This window comes from Methylotuvimicrobium buryatense, from assembly GCF_005931095.1.
GTDB lineage: Bacteria > Pseudomonadota > Gammaproteobacteria > Methylococcales > Methylomonadaceae > Methylotuvimicrobium > Methylotuvimicrobium buryatense.
Genome location: NZ_CP035467.1, coordinates 2024125 through 2050307 on the forward strand (window position 1 = coordinate 2024125; position 26183 = coordinate 2050307).

The window sequence follows — 26183 nt, forward strand, 5'->3', positions numbered from 1 at the left end:
TTCGGCGACTTGGTTCAATTGCACAACCGGCCTGCAACGAAGGAGTTGCAGACCGGTTGTGACGAATAGTTAGTTCGTTTTCGGGTCTGAGCGCTCCCAGAATCGACTGGCGATTAAGGCATCGAGCAAATCTAATTGATCCCCGTAATGCTTAATCGCAACAATCGGAATCGGAGAGTCCATCATGATTTGCGATGTTGCACTGCCGAGTAGAATAGTCGCGGTGTTGCTTCGCCCGCGGGTACTCATTACGATCAAGTCGCCATCCAGTTCCTTGGCTCTATGCAGAATCGCGTTGCTCGGAATACTGCTTTCGACAAATTCCGGTTTTACGGTGATGCCGTGAGTTTCTATTTTAGCTAAAAACTCTTCGAAAGCTTGTTGTTCGTGCCACTTGACTTCATCGATATGTTCATCATAGCGAATCGTCGACGGATCGAAATAAACATGCAAGGCTGTAACTTCATTCAGGCCATGCAATTTAGCTATTGCAGTCGCATGAGATAAGCTATCGGCCGAAGGCTGCGAGAAATCCACCGGAGCGATAATGCGCTTGATATCCCGGCTCGTGCCTTCGGGAACCATCCAAACAGATGCCTTGGTTACCATTGCCAGACGGCGGCCCAACGAGCGTTGTCCGGTACGGTTTTTCCGGTGACCTAATAGGATCAGGTCCGAATTGGAGGCGACAGTATATTCAATCAACTTATCGAGACGCGATGGACCGCTCAGTACATGCGACATAAAAGTCACATGCTCGATATCGGTATCGAAATACTTCTCGACTTCGTCGCGTATACTTTGTTTGATCGATGCTTCTTGATTCGGTTTAATAGGTTGTTTTTGCGGAGGAATGACATGGACGAAATGAAATTCCTTGGCAATATCGCGTTCCGCCAATTTGGCGGCGTAATGCAGTAATTCCGCGTCTTCGGCGGTCATCGCCAAAGGAATCGTTACCCTGTTAAAACGGCCTGGGGCGGAAATAATGGCTTGATCCGCGCCGACCACCTCGGCAACGTGCTCTTCTTCGCGCTTGACGGGCTTGTCCAGAAATTTAAACAACAAGACATAAATAACTAAAGCGGAAAGTACGCCGGTCAAAAAGTCGGTCATCGGCACCATTACCGCAGTGTAAATCATCAATCCGGCATGGAATTTATTGTGTCCCAGCACTTCCTTCATTTCGGATGGTTTAACCATGTTGGTGGCCACCCATAATAAAATACCGCCGATGCAAGCCATGGGTACGGCTTCCAGATAGCTGGCGATGTAATAAGCCAACGCCAATTTGAGAACGGCTTTGAAATAACCGGCCAAAGGCGTCACCGCGCCGGCCTTGATGCTGGTCGCGGTTCTCGCCAAGGCGCCGGTGCAAGGAAAGCCGTTTACCATCGGGACCAGAACTTGTACCAAGCCTTGTCCCCAAAATTCCTTATCGGGATTGAACGGGGTTTTACGATTATCGGCAAGGCGGTCGGCCATCGACGAACACAGCAAGCTTTCGACGCCCGATACGAAAACGATGGCTAGTGTGAAATAAACGATATCGACCATAACACCCGAAGTCATCGTCGGCATCACCGGCGGGGTGAAGACGAAGAAATTGTTGGGAATGGAACCGTAAATATCGCCAACTAAAATAATACCTTTATCTTTCAGCAGTGTCGCGGTCACGATAGTCGAGGCAGCGATCGCAATCAGCGGTGCCGGAATAAAAATCGAGATGCGCAGCAAAAACTTCGTCAGGACAAACGTACCCAAGCCTATTGCGACAGACCAGCCATTGATCATGTGGAGATTGTTAAACGCGGCTGCAATATTATGAGTCAAACCTCCGGTGATTCCCTCATCTTGGCCGAGCATATCCTTGAAGTTTTCCACGCCTAGGATATCTTCGACATTGGTGAGCGCAATCACGATTGCGATGCCGACCGTAAAGCCGACGACAATCGAGTTCGGGACCAGCTTGGCGTATTTGCCGAGACCGAAGACGCCCATTAGCATCAATATCACGCCGGCTATGATCGAGACTAATACGAGAAAGCCGTGGGCTTCCTGAGCGCTGCCCCCATTGGTTTCGCCGTACTTCATCATCAGTGCGGCAATTAAGGGAATAAAGGCTGCGGTAGGGCCGTAAACTTGATATTTTGAGCCGCCCCAGGTTCGCCCGACTGCACAAGCTAACGCTCCGGCGATAATGCCTTGTTCGGGACGCAAGCCCATGGCCATTGCAAAGCCCATGGCCATCGGGATTGCTGTCAGTGCCACGATCAAGCCGGCGCTGAAATCTCGATAGGTCGTTTGCATCCAAGTGTCGCGGGTCAGGTCCTCCCAGCGACTGTCGAAAAATGTGTTAAATAGTCGTAAACGTTGCAAAATCATCGTTCATTTCCTCGTGATTTGGGACGTATTGTCCGCTCTATATTCATGCATATTGATAATCGTATTTGAATATCGGGTCAATTTCGGCATCCGGATAAATCGTCGCTAGCGAGTTTAATAAGCCGTTCTCCAGGCCATAGACCCAGCCGTGAATGATCGGTCGCTGTTCTTGATGCCAGGCTTGTTGAATAATCGATGTATGCGCGAGAGTTTGGACTTGCTCGAGAATATTGAGCTCTACCAGCCGGTTAACGCGCTGTTCTTCGGTGGGAAGGCTGTCGATTTCATCTTTATTTAAGCGATAGACGTCCTTGATATGCATGAGCCATTTATTGGTCAGCACCAATTTCGGGTGTTGTTTGGATAAAGCGGCTTTAACTCCGCCGCAGTTGTAATGACCGCAAACGATAATGTGCTTGACTTTCAACACAGCTACCGCATATTGCAAGACGCTTAAGCAATTGAAGTCGGTCGCCACCATCTGATTAGCAATGTTGCGATGAATGAAAATTTCGCCGGGTTCGGCATTTACGATGAGTTCTGCCGGAACACGGCTATCCGAACATCCGATCCAAAGGAATTCGGGTCTTTGCTCTTTTGCAAGATGTTTAAAAAAATTGGGGTCTATGCTTTGCTTGTCAGAGGCCCATTTTTTGTTTTCCATTAACAGCTTTTCGAATGATTTCATAGTTTCCGCCTTGCTGTTTGCAATTTTCTATAGTTGAAAATCGTAACGTTTCGATCTGTTTAATCTGGATGTTATAGCTTATTGATTTGTCGGCTTTACAACGGCAAGACAGATTTTCTTCATATACTCTTCACTGGTCTTCGTTTCGTTTTGTTCGAGGCGGTGACCTGCGAGTCCATGTTTTAGAGTTTTCAAAGGGAGGTACAACGGACGCTTAAATTCTTAAAGTTCGATACAGTGAAAAAGAATTTATGTGTCAGTGAAACGCTTCCTGTTAAATCAATACACTAGACCAGTCCGGCAAAAAACCGAATTGTTACAAATTAATTTTGTTTGGTTTAAACCAATCGCATCAATTAGCGATTATCGAATCTAATGAGGACCGATAGTTTGGTTTGGAAGGTATTGTATCGATACTACCTTTCAAAATGCTTTCAATTCAACGATGTTTATTTTTAACCGGATTGTATACCCTTTGCTGGTCAAATTTCGGCGCAGGGGTGTCCGTCAAAGGACGCCGTGAATACGTCCATGTAGGCTCTGTGACAGCATCCCTGCTGTCAAAGCCTTTGCCGAACACCCCGGCGCCTCCATACGTCAATGCCGAAATTTGAAGTGCGATGGGTATAACTATTTAGCCTGAGTATGCAGTTTAGTATTAGGCATTGATTTCTGGTCCATTCTTACTTAATAATCGTTCAATTTTGTTAGGTATGAGGTATGCTTATTACGGAACGTTATGAACTCAGTATCAATGTTCGATAGCCTAAAGTTCATGAAAGCCTGGCAATCGCCCCAGTAAATGAAAGTGCGGGGCGTTGGGGAGGGTGCGGTCACTCGCCCGACAGGACGCCTTGAATACGTCCATGTAGTCTCGACGGCGGCTATCCTTGCCGCCGACGCCTGTCGGACGAGTAACCGCACCCTCTTCGGAACCGGCATTTTCGTTGCTGAGCTTTGCATATCGAAAAATTAGATAAGGACTTCGGATTTGCGGACTTTCACAGTAAATGACTATTTAGATAATTTTTGGTGCGGGGTGACCCCATAATCGCCAACTTAGTGCCTATACTATGGTGTATTTGTGGCTTTATTCGTCATATCGGCATGGATTGTCTACATGAGTGTGAAGCTAAGCATTGCCATCCCTGGCCCTGGATTCCGCCAACCTGGCGGAATGGCGCGTTTTTCCTTAAGTTGGCGCCTATGCGGGGTGAACCCGTCCATGAGGGGCTCTCTTTGCCCAACACGAACGAATTCCAAGCGCTCCGACTGATTTTTTAGGTTTATCGTTTTGTTTATGCTTTAACTATTATGAATATTTTATTGATCGAAGATGATTCCGTTCTTACCGATGGATTGATTCATACGCTTAAAAAAACCGGTTACGTTGTTACCGCCACCAAAAGCGGGCGTTATGCCGAGCAATTGGTAGAAGCACAAGATTTCGATTTGATTGTGCTCGACTTGGGGTTGCCCGATATGGACGGTTTAGAATTATTGCGCAAATTTCGTAACCGCAAGGTTTCATTGCCAATATTGATTTTGACGGCACGGGAAAGTATGAACGACCGCATCGAGGGTATTCGTCAAGGTGCGGACGACTACATGACCAAACCTTTCGAGCTAATGGAGTTGGAAGCGCGTATTCACGCTTTGATCAGGCGTTGTTATGGGGGCTTCAGCTATACCATCGAAGTGGGTCGTCTTTCGCTCGATACTCAAAATAACCAAGTTTCCGCGGATGGGCAGTTATTGGTGTTATCGGCTCGTGAAGCGGCGGTTCTCGAAATTTTGCTGTTACAAGCAGGCAAAGTGGTTTGCAAGGATCGTATCGCGCAGCGTTTGTCGGCGGACGGCGATGCATTGGCCGATAATGCGATCGAAGTATATGTGCACCGCGTTCGAAAGCGCATCGAACCTTACGACGCCGTTATACGGACAGTACGGGGTTTAGGTTACTTGCTGGAGACGGGTAGCGATGGAGCAAAATAGAACGCTAAGAACCGAAATACTGATTCGGTTAATCACGCCGGTTTTGCTGTTTGTCGTGTTTGAAGCCGTTAGTTCCTATTATGTTACGCGGCATTATGTCGATGAAGCTTACGATCGATGGCTATTGGATTCGGCAGGTTCTTTGGTGCAGGAAATCAAAGTGAATGACAATCGGATTATTGCGGAATTACCCCCGGCTGCGTTGACCATTTTCAAATGGGATGAATTAGACAAGACTTATTTCAAAATCATCGCTGAAAACCAAGGCATGATCGCCGGAGATAGCTTCGTTCCCGAACCTTTCGATGAATCGACCGATTGGTCGACGCCGGTTTTTTTCAATGATACGGTTCGAGGCGAGTCTGTCCGAGGAGTCTCTATCCTTGTCGCGCGGGAAGATCTTCCGGAAATCGTATTCGTGCATGTTGCCGAGACGCTCAACAAGCGCCGCAACATGATGATGGATATTTTATTGGCCGATTTGATTCCGCCGATTGTTTTAGCGATTTTTATTGGTTTCTATATGCGCAAGGCCGTTTATCGAGGCTTGAGTCCTTTACGCGGATTGGCCGATGAAATTGCGATGCGCTCCCCGAAAGACTTAAGTCCGATCCCTGAAGCGCATGTTTTTGCGGAAGTACGGATTTTGACCGATACCATTAATGGCTTGTTGAAGCGCTTGGATGGCGCGATTGCTTCTCAGCAACGCTTTATCGCTAATGCCGCGCATCAACTTCGTACGCCGCTAGCGGGGCTGAAATTGCAATCGGAGAGAGCGTTACGGGAAGATAACATGGCGGCAATGAAGCCGGCCTTACTGCAAATTCAAAGCAGTGCCGACAGGGTTTCTCATATCATCTCTCAACTTTTGGCATTAGCTAAATCGGGTGCAATTGAAAGCGGGCTGCTTTTGGAAAAGTTCGATTTATTGGCGCTGGTGAGGGAGGTCAGCAGCGAATGGGTTCCTAAGGCCTTGCAGAATAATATCGAGCTCAGTTTCGAAGGCCCTAAACATGCGGTTTATATCAATGGCAACGAAATTTTAATTCGCGAGTTATTGGTCAATCTTCTCGATAACGCGATTTGTTACGGACGAGAGAACGGTAGCATAATCGTAAGGTTAAAGCCGGGTTCTTCGCCTACGTTGACTGTCGAGGACGATGGGCCGGGCATACCGGTATCCGAAATGGATAAAATCTTCGAGCGCTTTTATCGAATTCCGGGAAGTCCTGGGGATGGCTGCGGATTAGGACTTCCGATTGTCAAGGAAATTGCCGACTTACATCAAGCGGAGCTAGTTCTCGGCACTTCGCCAGGCAAGGGTGGGACGAAAGCCGATGTGGTGTTTAAGCAAACGTCGACTGAGAAGTAGGTTGATTTTTACGGATTAGGTTTATGCCAAGCAATGAATTGTTGGGCATAAACCTAAATTCGGTAGTTTAACCATGAAGCAGTTGACGTATTTTAAGAGATTATCTGAACATTCCTGCTAACCTCTTGCGTGAACGAAAGCTCTATACAAACGAATAACACGTTATTGTATTATACCCTTTGCTTGTCAAATTTCGGTGCCGGGGTGCCCGTCAAAGGACGCCGTAAATACGTCCATGTAGGCTCTATGATAGCATCCATGCTATCAAAGCCTTTGCCGAACACCCCGGCACCTCCATTGGCTAACCTGATTAGCAAGTTTCTTCAGCTAAAGCCCAAAAACCAGCATATCCCTAGCAAGACGGGGTTTGCAACCCCGTCCTAAACGTTTTGACTTTGGCCGAAGTCAGCCGAAATGTTTAGGGCAAACCGAAACGTTGGGGACGGGTTAAATAACCCGTCCCGCAGAAGGCATATTTTAGTTTTTTCGACTACGACTGGCCCCTGCTCGGACACTTGGCTTCGGCAAGCTGAGGTATCTTGCTAATCAGGTTGGCTAATGCCGAAATTTGAAGTGCGAAAGTTATAACTTCTTATTCTTCATGGTGAAATGCTACTTTAGAATAAACCTAAATGCGAGATTTTACTCACGAAGTATGTCAGCGTGAATTTGATGACTCTCTTCGATTGAATGACCTGCCGGAGGAATAACCGCCTGAGTCGCCGCGACTATTGTTACTGTTTGAGGGTCGATAACGCACACCTGTCGATGAGCCGCCTCTATCGCGACTAACGGTCGTCGAGGAAGACGGAGTCTGAAGTCGGTTTTCGGTTCTTGTTACGCGCGCATTAGTGGAGGGGCGGGTTTGTTGACGTTCTGGTGAAAAAGCTGGAGACGTTGGTCCGTATGAGCTGGCGCGTCTATTTTGAATAGTTGCTCCACTAGAAATTTGACGATGAAAATCTTGGTTTCGATTAGTTTCTCGGTTAGGGGCGCTAGAGCGTCGTTGCGCAGGAAGACTCCCGGCTTCGCGGTTTGAAGATAAATCGGAGGCCGTTCGCTGCGAAGAAATTTCTCGCCGTTGCGCGTTGCCACGATTATAGGTACTGCTTTGCCTCCGGGTATTGCCGAATGAAGCGCTTTGAGCGTTTGTGCTGGAATTGCGCGAACCTAAATCGTTTGACAAACCGCTTGACGAAATTCCGCTGGATTGGCGCCAACGATCTCTTGTCGACATTCTGTCGGTGTCGGAGCGATTATCTCTGCGTCCGGAGCTTTGGGCCGTTGATCGATCGTCATGACTTTGCGTGGTGGCATAACTGCTCCGATCTCGATTGCGCTGGTCGGATTGGGGCCGGTTGGTGCTATTAGTGCGCCAACGATCTCTTGTTGTCATTCTGTCGGTGTCGGAGCGATTATCTCTGCGTCCGGAGCTTTGGGCCGTTGATCGATCGTCATGACTTTGCGTGGCGGCATTATTGCTCCAGCCTCGATTGCGCTGGTCGGATTGGGGCCAGTTGGTGCTATTAGTGCGCCAACGATCTCTTGTTGTCATTCTGTCGGTGTCGGAGCGATTATCTCTCCGCCCGGTGCTTTTGGCCGTTGATCGATCGTCATTATTTCGCGTGGAGGCATAACCGCTCCAGCCTTGGTTGCGCCGTCCCGATTGAGACCGGTTTATGTTATCGGTGCGATCGAATTTATTTCGGCGAGTATTGGCATAGTCGGCACCGAAACGTCTTGACGTTCCGAATTGACGCTGCAGCGAATCATGGCGATAGGCAACACCTCTGCGGTGATTCGAATTATGCTGCCATCTAGGAAAGTCTGCATAGCGTACGTGTCGTCCCGAATAAAAATGAGGTCTGTGTTGATAAATATGATGGCGATGGACAACTACGGTCTGGCGTCGATACCAGTCGAAGCTGCTGAAGAAAAAACCCGGCGATACGAAGATGCCGCGTCCCCAGCCCCAATTAAAGCCCAAGTTCAAATGAATGCCGGGCGGCGGCCCCCAGTAAATGGGGGCGTAACCGGGCCACCACCATGAGCCGTAAACGATCTGTGGATTATAATAAGGCACATAGACGACTTGAGGGTTGGCCGGTTCGATAACGATAACTTGATTTTCTCGTACGACTCGCGCGTTTTCCGTCGAATTGAGGTTGCCCGCCTCATAGGCTCGTTGCCGCAGGTTCTGAACGCTATCCATGACTTGCGCTTCTTGAAATAAAAACGCGTCGCCGAGCGCGCGAGTCCAGTTCAGGTCGTCGTTCATCCGGTTCAGGACGCCCGGAAATGCAACCAAGGCTTTGACGCTGGGGTCCCAGGGTTGATGTTCGGCGGCATTTGCAGCCTGTTCGCCTTCGAGGCCCGGATTGTCTACCGACCAACGGGCCGCTTCGACGACTTCTAAAGGGTAGGTGGCCGCCACCAGTATTTGCGACAATAGTGCGTCGGGATACAACGCGATCGGCGCCAGCATTTGATCGAGTTCGGCTTGACTGAAAGCCGGATTCTCTTGTTGAGCGGATGCGGTCGGCACGTAAGATATCAACGCGACAAGCAGCATGATAATCGTTTTCATCGTATTTGCCTCCAGGCTTGGGCCTTGGCGGGTTAGGCAGGAAAGGCATGCGATCGTCGGATATCGGCGTCGGTCAATTTTCCCGCACTTGAGAGATTGTCGCATTTGACGCTTAATCTCTGCTGAATAAGGAACGCACCCGACTCCACGATTTTTGTTCATTGGCGGGACGGGGTTTGCAACTCCGTCCCGCAGGAGAAAAATCTTTTGTGGGAGCGACGCCTTCGTCGCGATGTCGAGGCCGGCGTCGTTCAAGTTGCCGTTGTCCTTTTTCGAAGTCTGTAACGTTTAGCCGTTTATTTCGGGGCTTTGGCGTTGCGACTTCGATACCGTTGTGCGTTTTTCGGTCGTATCGAGTTCGACGATCGCGATCAGGGGATCGCTCCCACAAAGGCTTCCCGTCGCTGTGGTAGCGACGCCTTCGTCGCGATGTCGAGGCCGGCGTCGTTCAAGTTGTCGTTGTCTTTTTTCGAAGTCTGTAACGTTTAGCCGTTTTTTTCGGGGCTTTGGCGCTACGACTTCGATACCGTTGTGCGTTTTTCGGTCGTATCGAGTTCGACGATCGCGATCAGGGGATCGCTCCCACAAAGGCTTCCCGTCGCTGTGGGAGCGACGCCTTCGTCGCGATGTCGAGGCCGGCGTCGTTCAAGTTGTCGTTGTCCTTTTTCGAAGTCTGTAACGTTTAGGCGTTTTTTTCGGGGCTTTGGCGTTGCGACTTCGATACCGTTGTGCGTTTTTCGGTCGTATCGAGTTCGACGATCGCGATCAGGGGATCGCTCCTACAAAGGCTTCCCGTCGCTGTGGGAGCGACGCCTTCGTCGCGATGTCGAGGCCGGCGTCGTTCAAGTTGTCGTTGTCCTTTTTCGAAGTCTGTAACGTTTAGCCGTTTTTTTCGGGGCTTTGGCGTTGCGACTTCGATACCGTTGTGCGGTTTTCGGTCGTATCGACTTCGACGATCGCGATCAGGGGATCGCTCCCACAAAGGCTTTCAGTCGCTGTAGGAGCGATGCCTTCGTCGCGATGTCGAGGCCGGCGTCGTTCAAGTTGCCGTTGTCCATTTTCGAAGTCTGTAACCGTCCCGCAGAGAGCTATTTCGCCGCAGCTTCGGCTTTTACCCCAAAAAACAACGCATACAACACCGGCACGGCGATCAGGGTCAACACAGTCGCGAAGGCCAGTCCTCCCATGATCGTGACCGCCATGCTGGCAAAAAAGGCATCGGTTAACAATGGGATCATACCGAGTATCGTCGTGCCGGCGGCAAGGAATACCGGGCGTAGACGGCTAACGCCGGCGTCGACGATCGCGGCATGGCCGTGTTTACCTTCGTCGATTTGCGCGTCGATTTCGTCGACCAGCACGATCGCATTTTTCATTAGCATGCCGGACAGGCTCAACAGACCGAGTAGGGCCATGAAGCTGAACGGCTGATTGGAAATCAGCAGACCGATCACGACGCCGCAGACCGACATCGGCACGACCAGCCAGATGATCAGCGGTTGACGCACTTTGCCGAACAACAAAATACTGATGACTAGCATGACGACGAAGCCGACCGGTATCTGGGCGTTGAGCGCGGTTTGTGCGTCGGTCGAGCTTTCGTATTCGCCGCCCCATTCGAAACGATAACCGGACGGTAGCGGAATGGCTTCGATTTGCGCGCGGATGCGGCGGAAGGCTTGATCGGCGGTCAGTTCCGGTAACGGGTCGGCCTGCGCGATCAATGTACGCACCCGGTTGCGCCGGTGTATTAAGGTATCCTCGCTGACCGTTTCGAAATGTTCGGCGATTTGCGCGATCGGGATATAAGATTGGTCGGCATTGCTCCAAACCAAGCGGTCGCGCAATTGTTTGGCATCGCGCCGCTCGGCATCCGGCGGGCGAACGACGATGGGGATTTGTTTGTCGTCCTCGCGGTAAGTACCGGCTTGGATGCCGGTGCTGGCGAATTGCAGGGCCTGCGCCAAGTCGCTCAAACCGATGCCGGCAATACGCGCGCGTTCGGGACTATAGACAGGTTTCATCACCAGTTCCTTTTGCCGCCAATTCGTGCGCAGATCGATGAGATTGCCGTCGGCGCGCATGATATCCAAAGCTTCGTTGCCGAGCCGGCGCAGCACGGCGGAGTCGGGACCTGAAAAACGCGCTTCGATTTTCGCGCCGCCGCCGGGACCGAACATCAGTCGTTCGGTGCGGATTTCGGCATTGGGATAGGCGGCGTTCAGTTCGTTTTTCAATTCCGCGGCCAAGGCGGGAATGGGGTCGAGATTTTCTGTACGGACAATAAACAGTCCATAGGAGCTGTTCGGTTGTTCCGGCGCGTAAGTCAGCATATAGCGGCTGGCGCCGCGGCCGATGAAGCTTGCCACTGACACAACGTCCGGTTTGGCGCGGATAATTGCGTCGATTTCGCCGATATCGCGTTCGGTCGAGCGGATATCGCTGCCTTGCGGCAGTTGATAATGAATGTAGAACAACGGCGTGTTGGCGTCGGGAAAAAAGGCTTGCTTGACCATGCCGAAACCGGCGAAGCAGGCCGCAGTCAACAGGACCATGATCAAAGCGGTCAAGGCTCTGGCTTTTAAGGTAGCGGTTAGCGTTTTGCGGTAGGCTTGATAGACCCACGCACGGTAGGGGTCCTCACCGGTTTGCTCGACTTTCAAGAATAAATGACCGAACAAAGGAGTTACCGTGATCGCTAAGATCCAGCTTAACAGCAGCGACATCCCGATTACCGCAAACAGCGAAAACAAAAATTCACCGGTGACGTCCGGCGACAGCCCTATGCCGGAAAAGGCCATGATGCCGATCACGGTCGCGCCGAGCAGCGGCAGTTGCGTGCGTTTGACCGATATGGTCGCGGCGTCCTTGCCGTTCATGCCGTGCTGCATGTTAATCAGCATGCCTTCGGCAACCACGATCGCGTTATCGACCAGCATGCCCATCGCGATAATCAACGCGCCGAGCGAAATGCGCTCCATATCGATATGAAAAACACGCATCAAGAACACCGTACCGAGCACGGTTAGCAGCAGCGTCGCGCCGACTATCAAACCGACGCGCCAGCCCATCATTAGGCACAGCGACAGAATCACGATCGAGACCGATACGATTAGATTGACGATGAAGTCATCGATCGATTGGTCAACGACTTTGTGTTGCTCGTAAATCGGATGAATCTCGATCCCTAAAGGAATGCGCGGCGCCAGTTCGGCCAGGCGCGCCTCGACCGCCTGGCCGATCGTGACGATGTTGGCGTCGGTGACGCCAGAAATCGCCAACGTAAAGGCCGGCATGCCGTTGAAGTGCACGAGATGGTCCGGGATTTCGGTCGGTTCGCGGCGGATCTCGGCAAGATCGATCAAGCTGATTTGTTCCGTGCTTCCGGGACGACCGATGCGCAACGCTTCGATCGCGGAGACTGAATCGAAGCCGGCGGAAGTGGTAATGCGGATGCGCCGGTCGTCGATCGTGACCGCGCCGGCATCGGCGATCCTGTTTTCCGAAGAAATGGTATTTAAGACCTGAGCCATCGGTAGCCCGAAACGCGCGAGCCTGGCATTCGATACCTCGACATAGATGGTTTCGGTGCGCATGCCGGCGGTTTCGACTTTTGCTACATTGGTCACGGTCAGCAGCTCGCGGCGTAAAAATTTAGCCAGATCTAAGATTTCCCGATCCGAAAATCCCGGTGCGGTGATTGCATAAAAAATACCGAATACATCGCCGAAGTCGTCGTTGACGGTCGATGGGTTCGCGCCTTCCGGCAAGGTTTTTTGAGCATCGCCGACTTTGCGCCTCAGCTCGTCCCAGACCTGCGGCATCGTATTGCCATCGTAGGTGTCCTTGATTTCGACTTCGATTTCGGAAATGCCGGGTTTGGATCGCGAGGTGATGTGTTTGATTTGCGGTAATTGTTGAATCGCCGATTCCAAGGGTTCCGTGACTTCCAGTTCGACCTCTTCGGCCGTCGCGCCAGGATACGGCGTAATGACTAAGGCTTGTTTAATGGTAAAGGCAGGGTCTTCGAGGCGCCCGACCGTGGATAGGCCCCACAGGCCTCCGATCAGGCAAGTCAGGATGATCAGCCAGGTATTGACCGGGCGTTCGATGGCCGCGCGTGCGATATCGATAGACATGGCGATAGTCCTTAAAATCCGGTAAAAAGGCGTACCGTCATGCCGTCATGCAGCAAATGTCCGCCGGCCGTGATGATATGTTCACCGCCGCTCAAGCCTGATAATACCGGTACGCGGCTGGCGGCGACGGCGCCGATTTCGATAACGTGCGGCGAGACGGTTTCGGTCTGCGTATCAAATAGCCAAACTCGGGTCTTTCCATGTTCATCGGTATCGATCGCAGAGAGCGGGATCGTGATTTCGGTCGATCCGTTGACGAAAGGGCTGCCGACCGAGACGCTGACGGTCATGCCCGGTAATATCTTCATATCGTGCGGGCGTTGCAATTCCAGTGTCACTTCGTAGGTCTGCGCGACCGCATCGGCTTCAGTGGCATGTTCCAGATAGCGTAGCGGCAGGCGTTTACCGGGCTGACCCGGAAACTCCGCCTCGATACTCATTGCGTCGGCAAGGCCGATTAGTCTGATTAGATCTTCCGGTACATTAATCTTGACGTGTAAAGCACTGACGTCCTGAAGCCTGACTACGGCTTGGTGCGGCGCAACATGGGTATGGATATCCAACAAACGGCGCGTAATTAACGCATCGAATGGTGCGGCGATACGGGCATACGATAGGTTACGGCGGGCATTGTCCAGTGCGACTTGGCGCAGTTTAAAGGCGGTTTCGGCTTCGTCCAGCATGATCTTCGGTATCGTATCCGAGGCCGCGAGATTGCGTTTGCGACCGAGATCGAGTTGTGCGAAGGCGTATTGTGTTTTGGCTTCTTGTTCGTTCAGTCGAAAATCGGTCGGATCGAGCGCAGCAATCAAGCCGCCCTTGGCAACCACGGTACCTTGTTGTACCGGCAATTCGGCCAGGCGTCCGCCGACTTGAAACGAGAGATCGACCGTTTTTAACGCGTCCACGCGGCCGACGAAGCGGCGTTGCGCAAGCGCCTCGGTAACCTTGACCGTTTCGATACGCACGGTGCGGACGATTTCTTGTTCAGGTTCTCCGTCGTTATTGCCGCAGGCGCTGAGCAACGCCGTGATAACAAGTAATAAAACCGCTTGTCCGGTCGATTTGGATTTCCCCATGTTACGATTCCTTTGCAAAGATAGGTAGAGTGTCAAGATAATGATTGTACTCATCGTAGATCAAAATTCGGCGCCGGGGGCCCGTCAAAGGACGCCGTGAATACATCCATGTAGGCAAAGCCTTTGCGATCGACATGGATGTCGTGAATGTCGATTTTGCATTACGCCATGGATGGCGTGTATTAGGGCAATGCAGGAGCAATTGCCGAGGAGCAAAAATCGACCGAGCACCCCGGCGCCTCCTTAGGCACTGCCGAAATTTGAAGTGCGAAAGGTATATTTCGAGATGCGTTGGGCGGATTACAAAATCCCGAGCGCACGGCGCAAATTCAATTTCGCCAACGCCGCATCGTAACGGGCATTATTGAAGTTGTTGTGCGTCGTGATTCTGAGTTCTTCGGCCTTCAGCACTTCGGTCTGCGTGGATAAGCCCTGCCGATAGCGTTCGCGGTTGACCCGCAAATTTTCATCGGCTTGGGCGATCGCTTGTTGGCTGACCTCGATACGCTTTTCGGTTTCCTGAATGTCCAGCCAGGCGCGCCGGACTTCAAGTCCGATCATGCTAGCCATGTCATCCCGCTGTGCCTGCAAGGCCAACGCCTGTCTGTTGAGCGATTGACTCTGATGGTGCGTGCCGCCGTCGAGTTTCCATTCCATGCCGACATTGACCATCCACATGCCTTCGAATGCCATGTAACGGTTTTCCTGGTATTGATAGCCGCCGTTGACAGCGACTTGCGGTAATAGGCCGGATTGAATGCTTCTGGCTTGTTCTTGCAAGGCGGTAATTTGGCTGTTTAATGCGTTAAGTTCAGGGCGTTGGGCGAGTGCCTCGGTGGATAATTCGTCCGGTGCGCCGTCGGGGGAACTCGGAAAGCGTTCTTCCAGTTCGACAGGGTCGTCGAGTCGGCGATTCAGTAACCGGTTGTATTGCGCTTTGGCGATATCAAGCCGATTGTCGTTTTGCACGACGAGTTGCCGGGCATTGGCGTATTCGACTTCGGCGGCTAGTCGGTCGTTTTTCGAAACCATGCCTTGGCTATGCAAGCGCTCAACATCGACGGCGTTAGCTTTCAGTGTTTCGGCGTGACTTTCCGTTACTTGCAGCGCGCTTTGCGCACGTAATACTGCCAGAAAGGCTTCGGCTATCTGTAATTTAATCGTCAATGCGGTTGCGACTTCATTCTGCTGTGTCGCCGATAGGGCGGCTTCGGCCGCATCGATACCATGACTGATGCGCCCGCTAGTGAAGATCGGAACCGACGCAATCACTTCGGCTTGGCCGCTACCGGCTTGTGACATCGGAAATTGTGCGGCTTGACCTTCGATCTCGGTTTTCGCGGCGGGGGTTTCGCTCAATTGAGTGTAGCCCCCTTTGATGTTGAGCGATGGCAAACGTTGATTTTGCGCCGAGTATAGTTGTTGTTCGGATGCCTCGGTATCGGCTTTGGCCGATTTAATTAGGTGATTTTGATTCAATGCATGTTCGAAAGCTTCTTCTAGTGTTTCGGCTTGAGCGCAAAAAACCGGCAATATTGCCAACAATGCGCTGTATTGTTTAATGCTAATTGGTCGCATTCAAAACACCTCGCAGGTAAAACTCAATAACTTGGTCGATCAAGAGACGTTTTTGTTCGGGGGAGGGCGGTGCACTGATGCCAAGCAAGCATTGAAAATGCAAATCGCCTTTGAGAAGGCTGAAAAAAGCATCGGCGGCAAATTCAATATCGGGAATATCGATGCGTCCGCCGGCTTTCAAGTTATCGAGATAACGCTCCAATTGAGTCAATGCTATTTTGGGAGCGCTGTCGTAAACGACTTCTCCCAACTCAGGAAAATCTCGGCATTCAGCGATTACGAGCCGATATATCGCCAAGGCTTCCTCGGTATAGATTAAATCGATGAATGCTTGGGCGATTTCACGAAGATTTTTTTTGATATCGTTCGAATCGGGGGTGATTTCGGCCATGGTGTCCAGTAAGGATCGGCATAATTCAAAAATGACCGCAGAAAAAAGCGCGTTTTTATTTTCGAAATATTGGTAGAGAGTCGCTTTGGAAACCGGTGCTTCTTTAGCGATTCTGTCCATGCTGACTTGATGGAAGCCATGTTTTATAAACATGCGTGTCGCGCCTTCGATGATGGCTTCTCGTTTAGGTTCGCAAGATTCCGATGACATAGATAGACTGAGCGATTGTTTGTTTGAGGCAATACTAAACTAAACGGTTTAGTTTTTAAAGAGGATATTATCCTAGAAAAGTATTTCACCATGAAGATCATGAAGAGTAAGAAGTTAACTCAATAACTTGTTACGAGTTATACCCGTCGTAGATCAAAATTCGGCGCCTCCTAAGGGACTGCCGAAATTTGACTAGCAAAGGGTATATTAATGCGAACATAGCCTAACTTGATGGCATTGACGCCAATGGATAGGCAAGGTTAGTTTCTTAAGCGTTTATTATGGCGAACTCATTTCTTTTAGAAATAATGCTAGATGTAGTCGGTCCTGTATTTCTAATTTATTGAAAATAGAGGTTAAATGGGCTTTGACCGTTCTTTCGGATATGTTGAGCTTGGCTGCGATTGCTTTGTTGCTTTCGCCGGTTTTGATAAGCTCGGCTACATCTAATTCGCGTTTAGAAAGCAGGGTTAATTTATTTTCAATGTCTTGTTGGTGATGTCGATTTTTTCTTAAGTCTCCACTTAACTCTGACAGCGCATTGATTAAGCGAGGGATTAAGTGTCTTTGTATCCAGATATCTCCTGTCAGAAGGTGGTTCGCAGCTTTCAGGAGTAATTGATCGACGGTATCCATTTCGCAGTAACCGGAGCATCCGGAAACCAGGGCTTCGATTTGATTGTCGTCGGACCAATTTTGACCTATGACAAGTACTTTAAGGTTTAATTGCGCTAGTGAAACTAAGGAGGAAAAACTCGAATCGAGAAGTTTCGCATCGATAACGACCAAGTTAACAGTATCGTGAGCGGTATTTTCAGAAACTTTGTTCAGATCATGCAAAACTTTGGTTTTATGTTCCTCGCTGAGGATGCTTGCCCAGCGTTCGGCTTGATTTGGAGTTTCGGATGAAATAATAATATGTGCCACTTTTGCCTGATTCCTTAATTAATCTCTGGCATAAGATTTGCCTACGTGTTGGCTCGAGCGTTTAGGAGCGCTTACGATCGGCTTGGATGCGTGGATTAATTTGTTTCGATTATACCTGCGAATGACGATATAGGGTACGAGTTACTCCCTTTATACTAAAAAAATGGTTTGCTTTATGAGGGTACGAGGTGGCTAGCGAGGATGTCGGCGGCAGGGCAGATTTTTGCTCCTGCAAAATCTGCATTCACGCCATCCTTGGCGTTCGAGCGCTGCCGTCAAGCCCCCATGGATGGGTTTACGGCGGTCCTCGATAGACATATCCCATGCCTTTTATTCTTAGACGGTTTTTCAATCATAAGGGAGTATGATTTCTTCATGCAATTCGATGGGTTAATTTTTTACTTTCTCAGTGGTCGGTAATCGGAACAAGTCATGTTCACAGAGATTGGGTAATATTTGTGAATATGACTTTTGAGTGAGAATAGGGGCGATAATGAGTTCCCAAAATACAAAATAATACCTAATTAATAAGTTTCTTCAGCTAAAGCATCTTGCTAATCAGGAAATAATATGCCCTGAACGACTATTTTCTTGATCAGAGGTGAAACTTCCGACTTCATGATCGTCAGAATAAACCTAGAAAAAGCGTTTTACCATGAGCGTCATGAAGAATAAGAAGTCAATTCAATAACTTGTTATACGTCTCTATAGAGCTTTCGTTCACCAAAAAGGTTAGCGAGAATGTTTTGGTAATTTATTGAAATCTTTCATGAGCTTCATGGTTGAACTGCCGAATTTAGGATAAAACCTTTCTTTTTGTCACTTACTACTGTGGTCTGCTTTGAATTCTAAATCGCTCAGTTTTCGTTTATTGGTTTCCGCCGGCGTCGTTTTGGCCTCGTTTTTTATATTGGTTGCCATTGTCTTGGAGCAAGGTTATCGAGAAAGCGCCGAGCAAACGCTCCGGGAAAACTTAAAAATTCAAGTTTACTCGCTGTTGTCGGCAGCTGAGCTGACTCGAGCCGGGCAAATCAAGATGCCCAAAGAGTTACGAGAGCCGCGCTTTTCTAATCCGGGTTCCGGCCTTTATGCTTGGATACAGCCGGTCGATGGGGATGTCGTGTGGTTTTCCCCTTCGGCAATCGGTTTGAATGCCTCTTCAGCACCGGAGATGGAGTCCGGTAAATTTGTATTTTTGCTCGACGAACAAGGTCGTTATGTTTTGCATTACAAAGTGATTTGGGAAAATCACCGAGGCAAGGAGCAAGAATATATTTTCAGCGTAGCCGAGGAAAGTTTGTTTGTCGCTAAGCAAGTCGATCGATTTAAAACTGCATTAGGTTCTTGGTTGTTGGCGATGGGCTTGATTTTAATTCTGATTCAATTTTTAGTTCTGCGCTGGGGTTTGAGTCCGCTTCGTTTGATCGTGAGAGATCTGGAAGCAATCGAGCGAGGAGAAAAGTCTTTACTTGATGGTAGTTATGCGACGGAATTGCGAGGATTGGCTAGAAACCTTAATGCATTGATCAGTAGCGAGCGGGCGCATCTTGAGCGTTATCGTAATACTTTGGCGGATTTGGCGCATAGTTTAAAAACGCCGCTAGCAATTCTAAGGGGGAGTATTGATTCGCCTGTGTTGAATAAAAAGACCGTGCATGATCAGATTTCTCGGATGGACGAAATCGTTGAATATCAACTTCAACGGGCCGCGGCTAAGGGCGAAAAAAAGATAACCGGCACGATGGATGCCTCTCTGGGAGTTGATAAAATTATTGCGTCAATGAAAAAAGTACATGCGGATAAACCGATTGTGTTCGAGATCAAAAAGCCCGATAAATTCAAGATTTATTGCGAACAAGGGGATTTTTACGAAATCGCCGGTAATTTGATCGACAATGCTTGTAAATGGTGTGATAAAAAAGTCAAGGTCAGTATTCTGAATAAAAATCAAATCAAGCAGGAAGGATTTTCGTTTTTATTGCAAATCGAAGACGACGGTCCGGGGATTCCTGTCGACCATCTGAACGATATTCTTAAACGGGGTGTCCGGGCCGATCAAAATACCGACGGGCATGGGATAGGCATGGCGGTGGTCAATGAAATTATCGATTTGTTGGGGGGGCAATTGTTGGGCGATAAAAGTCAAAGTCTGGGCGGCATGCGCTGGCAGGTTTATTTGCCGTAAAATTTATATGTGGTTTTCAGTTAATAATTTATACTGTTAGCGAAACTTCTTTAAACAATTTTTATGTTTTTTGGCTAAATTAATGCTTCTTCGGGGATGTATCCATGAGCGAACCTAAATTATCATTTCCTAATGAATTAACTGAAAATGACAATGAACCGGAATGGAGCGGCGGGGTTTACTCGAGACTTAAAAAAGAGCCGCAAATGAATTGGGATAAAAATCCGGTCGATATTACGGGGTTTTTAAAAAAAGAACCGTCCACATCGGCAGTTGAGGCCAAGTCGGTCGATTGGAAAGAATATGCTGTTCCTGAAATGAATGAAAAAGAAAAATTGCTGAACGAATTGTTGCTGGAAAAAGATAAAACCATTGCGGCTAAAGATGAAATTATCGATTTACAAAGGAAGTTGATCGAGCAATTGTTGAAAGACCGCTAAGTTTGCATCATTACCCTTCTTGGCGATAATGCTTTTTCGATAATTGAATGTGATGAAGGAATAAGGTGGCGAGACAAGTATACCATCGTAGATGAAAATTCGGCCTCGGGGTGCCCGTTAAAGGACGCCGTAAATACGTCCATGTAGGCTCTATGCCAGCTCCATGCTGGCAAAGCCTTTATGAACGCTATGGATGGCGTGAATGTCGATTTTGCATTACGCCACGGATGGCGTGTATTAGGGCAATGCAGGAGCAATTGCCGAGGAGCAAAAATCGACCTAGCACCCCGAGTCCTCCTCCGGCATTGCCGAAATTTGAAGTGCGAAAGGTATACATTGAATTTAGTTCGGCAAAGTAAAATAAATTCAAAATTACGGTTGAATTAAACGAATGATTCAAGGATAATGCTCGTTCTCAGCCAAGCAGGCTGTTAAGTAATTATGGTAACCGTGTCGGTCCTCCCGCAACGATACGCTGTAAACCCCGCCAGGCCCGGAAGGGAGCAACGGTAGCAGCAGATTCGTGTGCCGGGATGCGGCTGGCAAGGTTACCGCCCAATCTTAAAGTAACCTTCTCCCCGAGTCTGTAATGACTTACCAGGTTCTCGCCAGAAAATGGCGGCCTCATAATTTCTCCGAAATTGTTGGTCAAGAACATGTTGTCAAATCGCTGATCAATGCATTGCAACATGATCGTCTACATCATGCCTATTTATTCACCGGTACGCGCGGCGTGGGTAAAACCACGATAGCCCGAATTCTCGCCAAGGCCATCAACTGCGAAAACCTTCAAGGTCATAATCCTTGCGGCGAATGTAATGTCTGCACTCAACTCGACCAGGGCCGCTTTCTGGATTTAATCGAAGTCGATGCCGCTTCCCGAACCAAAGTCGAAGATACCCGAGATTTGCTCGAAAATGCGCAATATGCGCCGAATAGCGGTCGTTACAAAGTCTATCTGATCGACGAAGTCCATATGCTGTCGGGGCATAGCTTTAACGCCTTATTGAAAACGCTCGAAGAACCCCCTCCGCACGTCAAGTTTTTGCTGGCTACGACCGATCCCCATAAAATTCCGGTAACCGTACTATCCCGCTGCCTGCAGTTCAATTTGAAAAGAATGCTGCCGGAGCAGGTATTTAAGCAAATGGAATTTATTCTTCAGCAAGAAGGCATCGAGTCGGAATCGGCGGCGCTGAGATTGCTTGCGCGCGCGGCTGACGGGAGTATGCGCGACGGCTTGAGTTTGCTCGACCAAGCGATTGTTTACGGCAACGGTAAGGTTGGCCTCGACGATGTGTGTTTGATGCTTGGAACCATTGCACAACATCCCGTCAATGATTTGCTGACCGCCTTGGCGGCTGCCAATGCGCAGGAAATGCTTAAAGTGATAGGCGAAATGGCCGATTTGACTCCCGACTTCGGCGATGTATTGCAACAAATTTTGCAAGCGTTGCACAGGATCGCGCTTTATCAAGCAGTGCCTTCCTCGATCGAACACGAGTTCGATGCGGATATGATTGTCGAGTTGGCTAAACTTTTCAGCCCCGAGGATATTCAGCTTTATTATCAAATCGCATTGATCGGCCGGCGCGATTTGGATTTGGCTCCCGATCCTAAAAGCGGTTTTGAAATGGTCATGCTGAGAATGCTTGCTTTTAAGCCTTCCTCGTTGCAGACGCCAACTTCGTCGGTCCCGCAACCGGCAAACAGCGAGCCGGTAAAAAACACTACGAACAAATCCGTTGCATCGCTCAAGAGTACCGAACACACTATAAAACCGGTGGACGCTTTTGAGTCCGGTCCGTCCGGATCGGAAACAAGTCAGTGGGCTGACATGATAGCCGCAATGAGAATCGGCGGTATGACCCGCGAATTGGCGAATAATTGTGTGCTGCAAAGTATTGATGATAAAGTCTGTACATTGCTGCTGGACCCGGGACATAAGCAATTAAGCGGCGCCCGAACGGTAGAGAAATTACAAAAATCGTTGCAAGACTTTTGCGGTAAACCGATAAAGCTGAACATTATTACCGAGAAAGCCGAAGTCGATACGCCTGCGGTACAATTGCAAAAAGACCGTGAAGAATTGCAGCGTTCGGCGGTCGAGGCTATTGAAAACGACGAGACGGTACATGCGCTTAAAGAACGATTCGACGCAAGAATTTTGCCCGGAACGATAGAACCGGTCGCTCAACAAGATAGGAGAAACACATGAAAAATGCCTTAGGCTCATTAATGCAACAAGCCCAAAAAGTGCAGGAAGAATTGAAAAAAGCCCAGGAAGAACTTGCGCTGATGCAAGTGCAGGGCGAATCCGGCGGCGGCCTCGTAACAGTGGTGATGACCGGTAAACGGGAAGTGAGAAAAATCAGCATCGATGACTCGTTGGTCGGCGACGACAAGGATATGCTGGAAGATTTAGTGGCGGCAGCGATTAATGATGCAGTTCATAAAGTCGCTAAAATGAAGGAAGAAAAAATGTCCGCATTCACTTCCGGTTTTCCGATGCCTCCCGGTTTTCAAATGCCGTTCTGATATGATCAGGCAGGGATTGCTCGGGCAATTGATTTCGGATTTATGCGCCTTGCCTGGAGTCGGTCCTAAATCGGCGCAGCGAATGGCGTTTTATTTGTTGCAGCGAGACAGGGGGGGCGCTATACGCTTGGCCGAAACGTTGTTATCGGCCAGCAAAAAAATCGCTTATTGCGAGCAATGCAGAACCTTGACCGAGGATAAGCTGTGCCGGTTGTGTGCCGATAAATCTCGCGATTCATCGATGGTTTGCGTCGTTGAAAGTCCGGCCGATGTTTGGGCGGTCGAGCAAGCCGCAACTTTTAAGGGCGTTTATTTTGTGTTGCATGGACACCTCTCTCCGCTCGATGGCATTGGCCCCGAAGAAATCGGATTGAATTTGCTAGAGAATAGATTGGCGGCAGGCGATGTCGGCGAAATTATTTTAGCGACCAATTCTACCGTTGAAGGCGAAGCGACCGCGCACCTGATTGCCGAGATGGCGAAGAAATATCAAGTCAAGGCCACGCGTATCGCACACGGCGTGCCGATGGGCGGCGAATTGGAATATATCGACAGCGGCACGTTATCGCACGCGTTTAACGGACGCCGGCAAGTTTGAGGAGTTTACGATGACAGATTGTTTGTTTTGCAAAATGGTGAGCGGCGAGATCAAGCCGGATACGGTTTATGAAGACGATAAAGTCTTGGCGTTCAGGGATATTCATCCGCAAGCGCCGGTTCATATCTTGATCATTCCGAAAATTCATATCGCCACGTTGAACGAGCTCGACGATGCCGGCTTGGCCGGTCATTTATTGCTGACCGCATCGAAGTTGGCGGCTCAGGAAGGCTTGGCCGAGGACGGTTACCGGACCGTCATTAACTGCAACGAGCATGGCGGCCAAGCGGTGTATCATCTGCATTTGCATTTGCTCGGCGGACGTTCGATGCGCTGGCCACCGGGGTGATGGGTTCGCAATAAACTTTTCGCATGATGTCAAGTTGTCAGAATTCGACCGGCAAGAAAAAACTTGCCAGGTTAGGACCAATAATGAAATCATCAGGCCCTCGTCAAGTTAACAAAAACAGGAGGGGGATATGAATATTTTCGATGACAATTCATTATCGATAGGCCGTACGCCATTAGTGAAACTAAACCGTATCGCCGGCGACAAGGCTACGGTATTGGCCAAGATCGAAGGCCGGAACCCGGCATATTCGGTTAAATGCAGAATAGGCGCGGCGATGATTTGGGATGCCGAACAACGAGGTATCTTGAAACCCGGCATCGAAATCGTCGAACCGACCAGCGGCAATACCGGTATTGCCCTAGCTTATGTCGCCGCGGCGCGCGGTTATTCATTGACCTTGACGATGCCCGACACGATGAGTATCGAGCGGCGTAAAGTCTTGGCCGCGTTCGGCGCCCAATTATTTTTGACGCCGGGCGCCGAAGGCATGAAGGGCGCGATTCAGCGCGCCGAAGAAATCGTGCAAAGCGATCCGGATCGTTATTTTATGCCGCAGCAATTTAAAAATCCGGCCAATCCCGCGATTCATGAAAAAACCACCGGTCCTGAAATTTGGAACGATACCGACGGCAGTGTCGATGTACTAGTTAGCGGTGTCGGTACCGGTGGAACGATCACCGGTGTGTCGCGCTATATCAAACAGACCCAAGGCAAAAATATCTTGTCCGTCGCGGTCGAGCCGAAGGAAAGTCCGGTGATTTCGCAAAAATTAGCCGGTCAGGAATTGCAACCGGGACCGCACAAAATTCAAGGTATCGGCGCCGGTTTCATTCCGGATACGCTCGATTTGTCCGTCGTCGATCGGGTCGAACAAGTCGAAAGTATGGAGGCGGTTGAGATGGCTAGACGATTAGCGCAAGAGGAAGGCATTCTTTGCGGTATATCCTGCGGCGCGGCTATGGTCGCGGCGATTCGGTTAGCCGAACAAGACGAATTTGCGGGTAAAACCATCGTCGTGATCCTGCCCGATTCCGGCGAACGCTATTTGAGTTCGGTGTTGTTCGATTCCCTCCACTAAATCACGTTTGAATCCAGTCTATCGATGCCGCCCGGTGTTTTTATCGATATTCACAGGCATGGCAAAGGCGAGGGCAGGGTCATTGTCAATTTCGATACCTCGGAATGGGCCGGCCAAGAACCGCGAACCGGTTATTATTCATTAGGAATTCATCCGTGGTTTATCGAACAGCAGAATTGTAGGGCTGCCCTGCAAACTCTAGAGTCCGCATTAGCCGATACGAATTTACTGGCACTCGGCGAATGCGGTCTCGATAGACTGACCGGCGCGCCTTTTTCCGAGCAAGAATCGATCTTCATTGCGCAGCTTGAGCTCGCTGAGCAATCCGGGAAACCGGTTGTGATTCATTGCGTTCGCGCCTTCAACGAATTACTCCGTATCAAATCGACACGAAAACCCTCTGTGCCTTGGGTCGTGCATGGCTTCAACAATAAGTCTTCAATCGCAGCGAGCTTGATTGAGCGAGGGTGTTATCTGTCGTTCGGTAAGGCTTTGTTGCATCCTAATAGTAATGCCGCTAAGGTATTGCCCTCCGTGTCCAGAGACCGGTTTTTTTTGGAAACCGACGATTCCGGTCTGGCTATCGATAGTATATACCGGGCTGCGGCGGCTATTTTGCAAATCGATTTGCCCGAACTTCAACAACACCTCGAAAATAATTTTAACCGAGTTTTTTTACATGACTGATTTAAGCTGGCTGTCCCGTACCGAATTATTAATCGGACCTGCCAAACTGGAGAGTTTGCAGAAGGCCCATGTTTTAGTGGTAGGTATGGGCGGAGTCGGCTCGTTCGCGGCCGAATTCATATGCCGTGCCGGTGTCGGCGAAATGACCATCGTAGACGGCGACGTGGTCGAGCCGAGTAACCGTAATCGCCAATTGCCGGCGTTGGCGACGACGCATGGTCAATCGAAAGCCGATATCATGGGCGAGCGCCTGCTTGCGATCAACCCCGATTTGAAACTGCACGTCAGGCATGAATTCATCACGCCCGATACCGCGCCCGAGATATTGAACACGCCATACGACTATGTGGTCGATGCAATCGATAGTTTGAAGCCGAAAATTACGTTGATACAGGCGGCCAAGCGACGCAAAATGAAGATCGTTAGTTCGATGGGAGCGGGGGGCAAGCTTGATCCGACACAAATCAAAGTAGTCGATATTTCCAAGACCTATCATTGTCCGTTTGCACAGTTCATTCGGATTCGCTTGCGAAAAATGGGCATCCGAAACGGCGTTAAAACCGTGTTTTCGCCAGAAGCCGTGATCAAGGAATCGTTGATGATGACCGAAGGTAGTCAGTATAAAAAATCCGCCTACGGAACGATCTCGTATTTGCCGGCGGCTTTCGGCGGGGTCTGCGCATCGGTCGTGATACGCGCTTTAATGCAGGAACAAGTACTCGATTCGAATAAGCCTTGAATTTCAAGTAAGGAATATGCCCAAAATAACTGCTACAAGTAGTAGGCTTTGCGGCGATTCGGTGACTCGCTTGACAGGACGCCGTGAATACGTCCCTGTAGGCTTGACGGCGGCTTTCCCTGCCGCCGACACCTGTCAATCGAGCCACCGAACCCCCTCCCAGAAGTTGTCGAAGTTATTTCATGCTCGTTCCTAAGTAATTTGCCCATGAAACA

19 protein-coding genes and 1 other RNA gene are annotated in these 26183 nt (G+C 49.7%); 12 read left to right on the plus strand and 8 right to left on the minus strand.

What is annotated here, in order from left to right:
• Positions 1 to 69: 69 nt before the first annotated feature.
• Together EQU24_RS09145 and EQU24_RS09150 are read right to left on the minus strand one after the other, a co-directional pair.
• Complete coding sequence (locus tag EQU24_RS09145) at positions 70 to 2385, minus strand: SulP family inorganic anion transporter (RefSeq protein WP_014148879.1); 2316 nt, start codon at positions 2383 to 2385, stop codon at positions 70 to 72.
• Positions 2386 to 2428: 43 nt separating this feature from the next.
• Positions 2429 to 3073, minus strand: a complete 645-nt coding sequence (locus EQU24_RS09150; RefSeq protein ID WP_017839787.1) for a carbonic anhydrase — start codon at positions 3071 to 3073, stop codon at positions 2429 to 2431.
• Positions 3074 to 4387: 1314 nt separating this feature from the next.
• Between EQU24_RS09150 and EQU24_RS09160 the strand changes: the two genes are divergently transcribed.
• Positions 4388 to 5068, plus strand: a complete 681-nt coding sequence (locus EQU24_RS09160; RefSeq protein WP_014148876.1) for a response regulator — start codon at positions 4388 to 4390, stop codon at positions 5066 to 5068.
• Positions 5055 to 6440, plus strand: coding sequence for a sensor histidine kinase (locus EQU24_RS09165; protein ID WP_017839786.1), 1386 nt, complete (start codon positions 5055 to 5057; stop codon positions 6438 to 6440). The genes EQU24_RS09160 and EQU24_RS09165 overlap by 14 nt, the downstream gene beginning before the upstream one ends.
• A gap of 658 nt (positions 6441 to 7098) precedes the next feature.
• Here EQU24_RS09165 and EQU24_RS09170 read toward each other — a convergent pair.
• The 6 genes from EQU24_RS09170 to EQU24_RS09215 all read right to left on the minus strand — a co-directional run bounded on the left by EQU24_RS09170 (position 7099) and on the right by EQU24_RS09215 (position 17351).
• Positions 7099 to 9027 (minus strand): DUF3300 domain-containing protein, encoded by a 1929-nt coding sequence (locus EQU24_RS09170; RefSeq protein WP_017839785.1) that lies wholly within the window; start codon positions 9025 to 9027, stop codon positions 7099 to 7101.
• Between the two features lie 1088 nt (positions 9028 to 10115).
• A complete protein-coding gene (locus EQU24_RS09190) occupies positions 10116 to 13166 on the minus strand; it encodes an efflux RND transporter permease subunit (protein WP_017839782.1) in 3051 nt (1016 codons plus the stop codon).
• 11 nt (positions 13167 to 13177) lie between these two features.
• Entirely contained in the window at positions 13178 to 14245 is a 1068-nt protein-coding gene (locus EQU24_RS09195) for an efflux RND transporter periplasmic adaptor subunit (protein WP_017839781.1), read from the minus strand.
• 300 nt (positions 14246 to 14545) lie between these two features.
• On the minus strand, positions 14546 to 15823 hold the full coding sequence (locus EQU24_RS09205) for a TolC family protein (RefSeq protein ID WP_017839780.1): 1278 nt from the start codon (positions 15821 to 15823) through the stop codon (positions 14546 to 14548).
• Positions 15810 to 16424, minus strand: coding sequence for a TetR/AcrR family transcriptional regulator (locus tag EQU24_RS09210; RefSeq protein WP_017839779.1), 615 nt, complete (start codon positions 16422 to 16424; stop codon positions 15810 to 15812). The genes EQU24_RS09205 and EQU24_RS09210 overlap by 14 nt, the downstream gene beginning before the upstream one ends.
• 279 nt (positions 16425 to 16703) lie before the next feature.
• A complete protein-coding gene (locus EQU24_RS09215) occupies positions 16704 to 17351 on the minus strand; it encodes a response regulator transcription factor (protein ID WP_017839778.1) in 648 nt (215 codons plus the stop codon).
• A gap of 841 nt (positions 17352 to 18192) precedes the next feature.
• On the opposite strand from EQU24_RS09215, the gene EQU24_RS09225 reads away from it, so the two are divergent.
• The 10 genes from EQU24_RS09225 (at position 18193) to EQU24_RS09270 (ending at position 25968) form a co-directional block, all read left to right on the plus strand.
• A complete protein-coding gene (locus EQU24_RS09225) occupies positions 18193 to 19536 on the plus strand; it encodes an ATP-binding protein (protein WP_017839776.1) in 1344 nt (447 codons plus the stop codon).
• Positions 19537 to 19640: 104 nt separating this feature from the next.
• Positions 19641 to 19976, plus strand: coding sequence for a hypothetical protein (locus tag EQU24_RS09230; RefSeq protein WP_017839775.1), 336 nt, complete (start codon positions 19641 to 19643; stop codon positions 19974 to 19976).
• A gap of 451 nt (positions 19977 to 20427) precedes the next feature.
• Positions 20428 to 20524: signal recognition particle sRNA small type (gene ffs, locus EQU24_RS09235), an RNA gene on the plus strand.
• A 41-nt stretch (positions 20525 to 20565) separates the two neighbouring features.
• Positions 20566 to 22194, plus strand: a complete 1629-nt coding sequence (gene dnaX, locus EQU24_RS09240) for a DNA polymerase III subunit gamma/tau (RefSeq protein ID WP_017839774.1) — start codon at positions 20566 to 20568, stop codon at positions 22192 to 22194.
• Positions 22191 to 22514 (plus strand): YbaB/EbfC family nucleoid-associated protein, encoded by a 324-nt coding sequence (locus tag EQU24_RS09245; protein ID WP_017839773.1) that lies wholly within the window; start codon positions 22191 to 22193, stop codon positions 22512 to 22514. The genes dnaX and EQU24_RS09245 overlap by 4 nt, the downstream gene beginning before the upstream one ends.
• A gap of 1 nt (position 22515) precedes the next feature.
• The gene (gene recR / locus EQU24_RS09250) at positions 22516 to 23112 is read left to right on the plus strand and encodes a recombination mediator RecR (RefSeq protein WP_017839772.1); all 597 of its coding nucleotides are present in this window, start codon (positions 22516 to 22518) and stop codon (positions 23110 to 23112) included.
• Positions 23113 to 23122: 10 nt separating this feature from the next.
• A complete protein-coding gene (locus EQU24_RS09255) occupies positions 23123 to 23461 on the plus strand; it encodes a histidine triad nucleotide-binding protein (RefSeq protein ID WP_017839771.1) in 339 nt (112 codons plus the stop codon).
• Between the two features lie 130 nt (positions 23462 to 23591).
• Positions 23592 to 24542: a cysteine synthase A gene (cysK, locus tag EQU24_RS09260; RefSeq protein ID WP_017839770.1), complete on the plus strand. Its 951-nt coding sequence runs from the start codon at positions 23592 to 23594 to the stop codon at positions 24540 to 24542.
• A 24-nt stretch (positions 24543 to 24566) separates the two neighbouring features.
• Complete coding sequence (locus tag EQU24_RS09265; RefSeq protein WP_017839769.1) at positions 24567 to 25229, plus strand: TatD family hydrolase; 663 nt, start codon at positions 24567 to 24569, stop codon at positions 25227 to 25229.
• A complete protein-coding gene (locus tag EQU24_RS09270; RefSeq protein WP_017839768.1) occupies positions 25222 to 25968 on the plus strand; it encodes a tRNA threonylcarbamoyladenosine dehydratase in 747 nt (248 codons plus the stop codon). The genes EQU24_RS09265 and EQU24_RS09270 overlap by 8 nt, the downstream gene beginning before the upstream one ends.
• Positions 25969 to 26183: the final 215 nt, after the last annotated feature.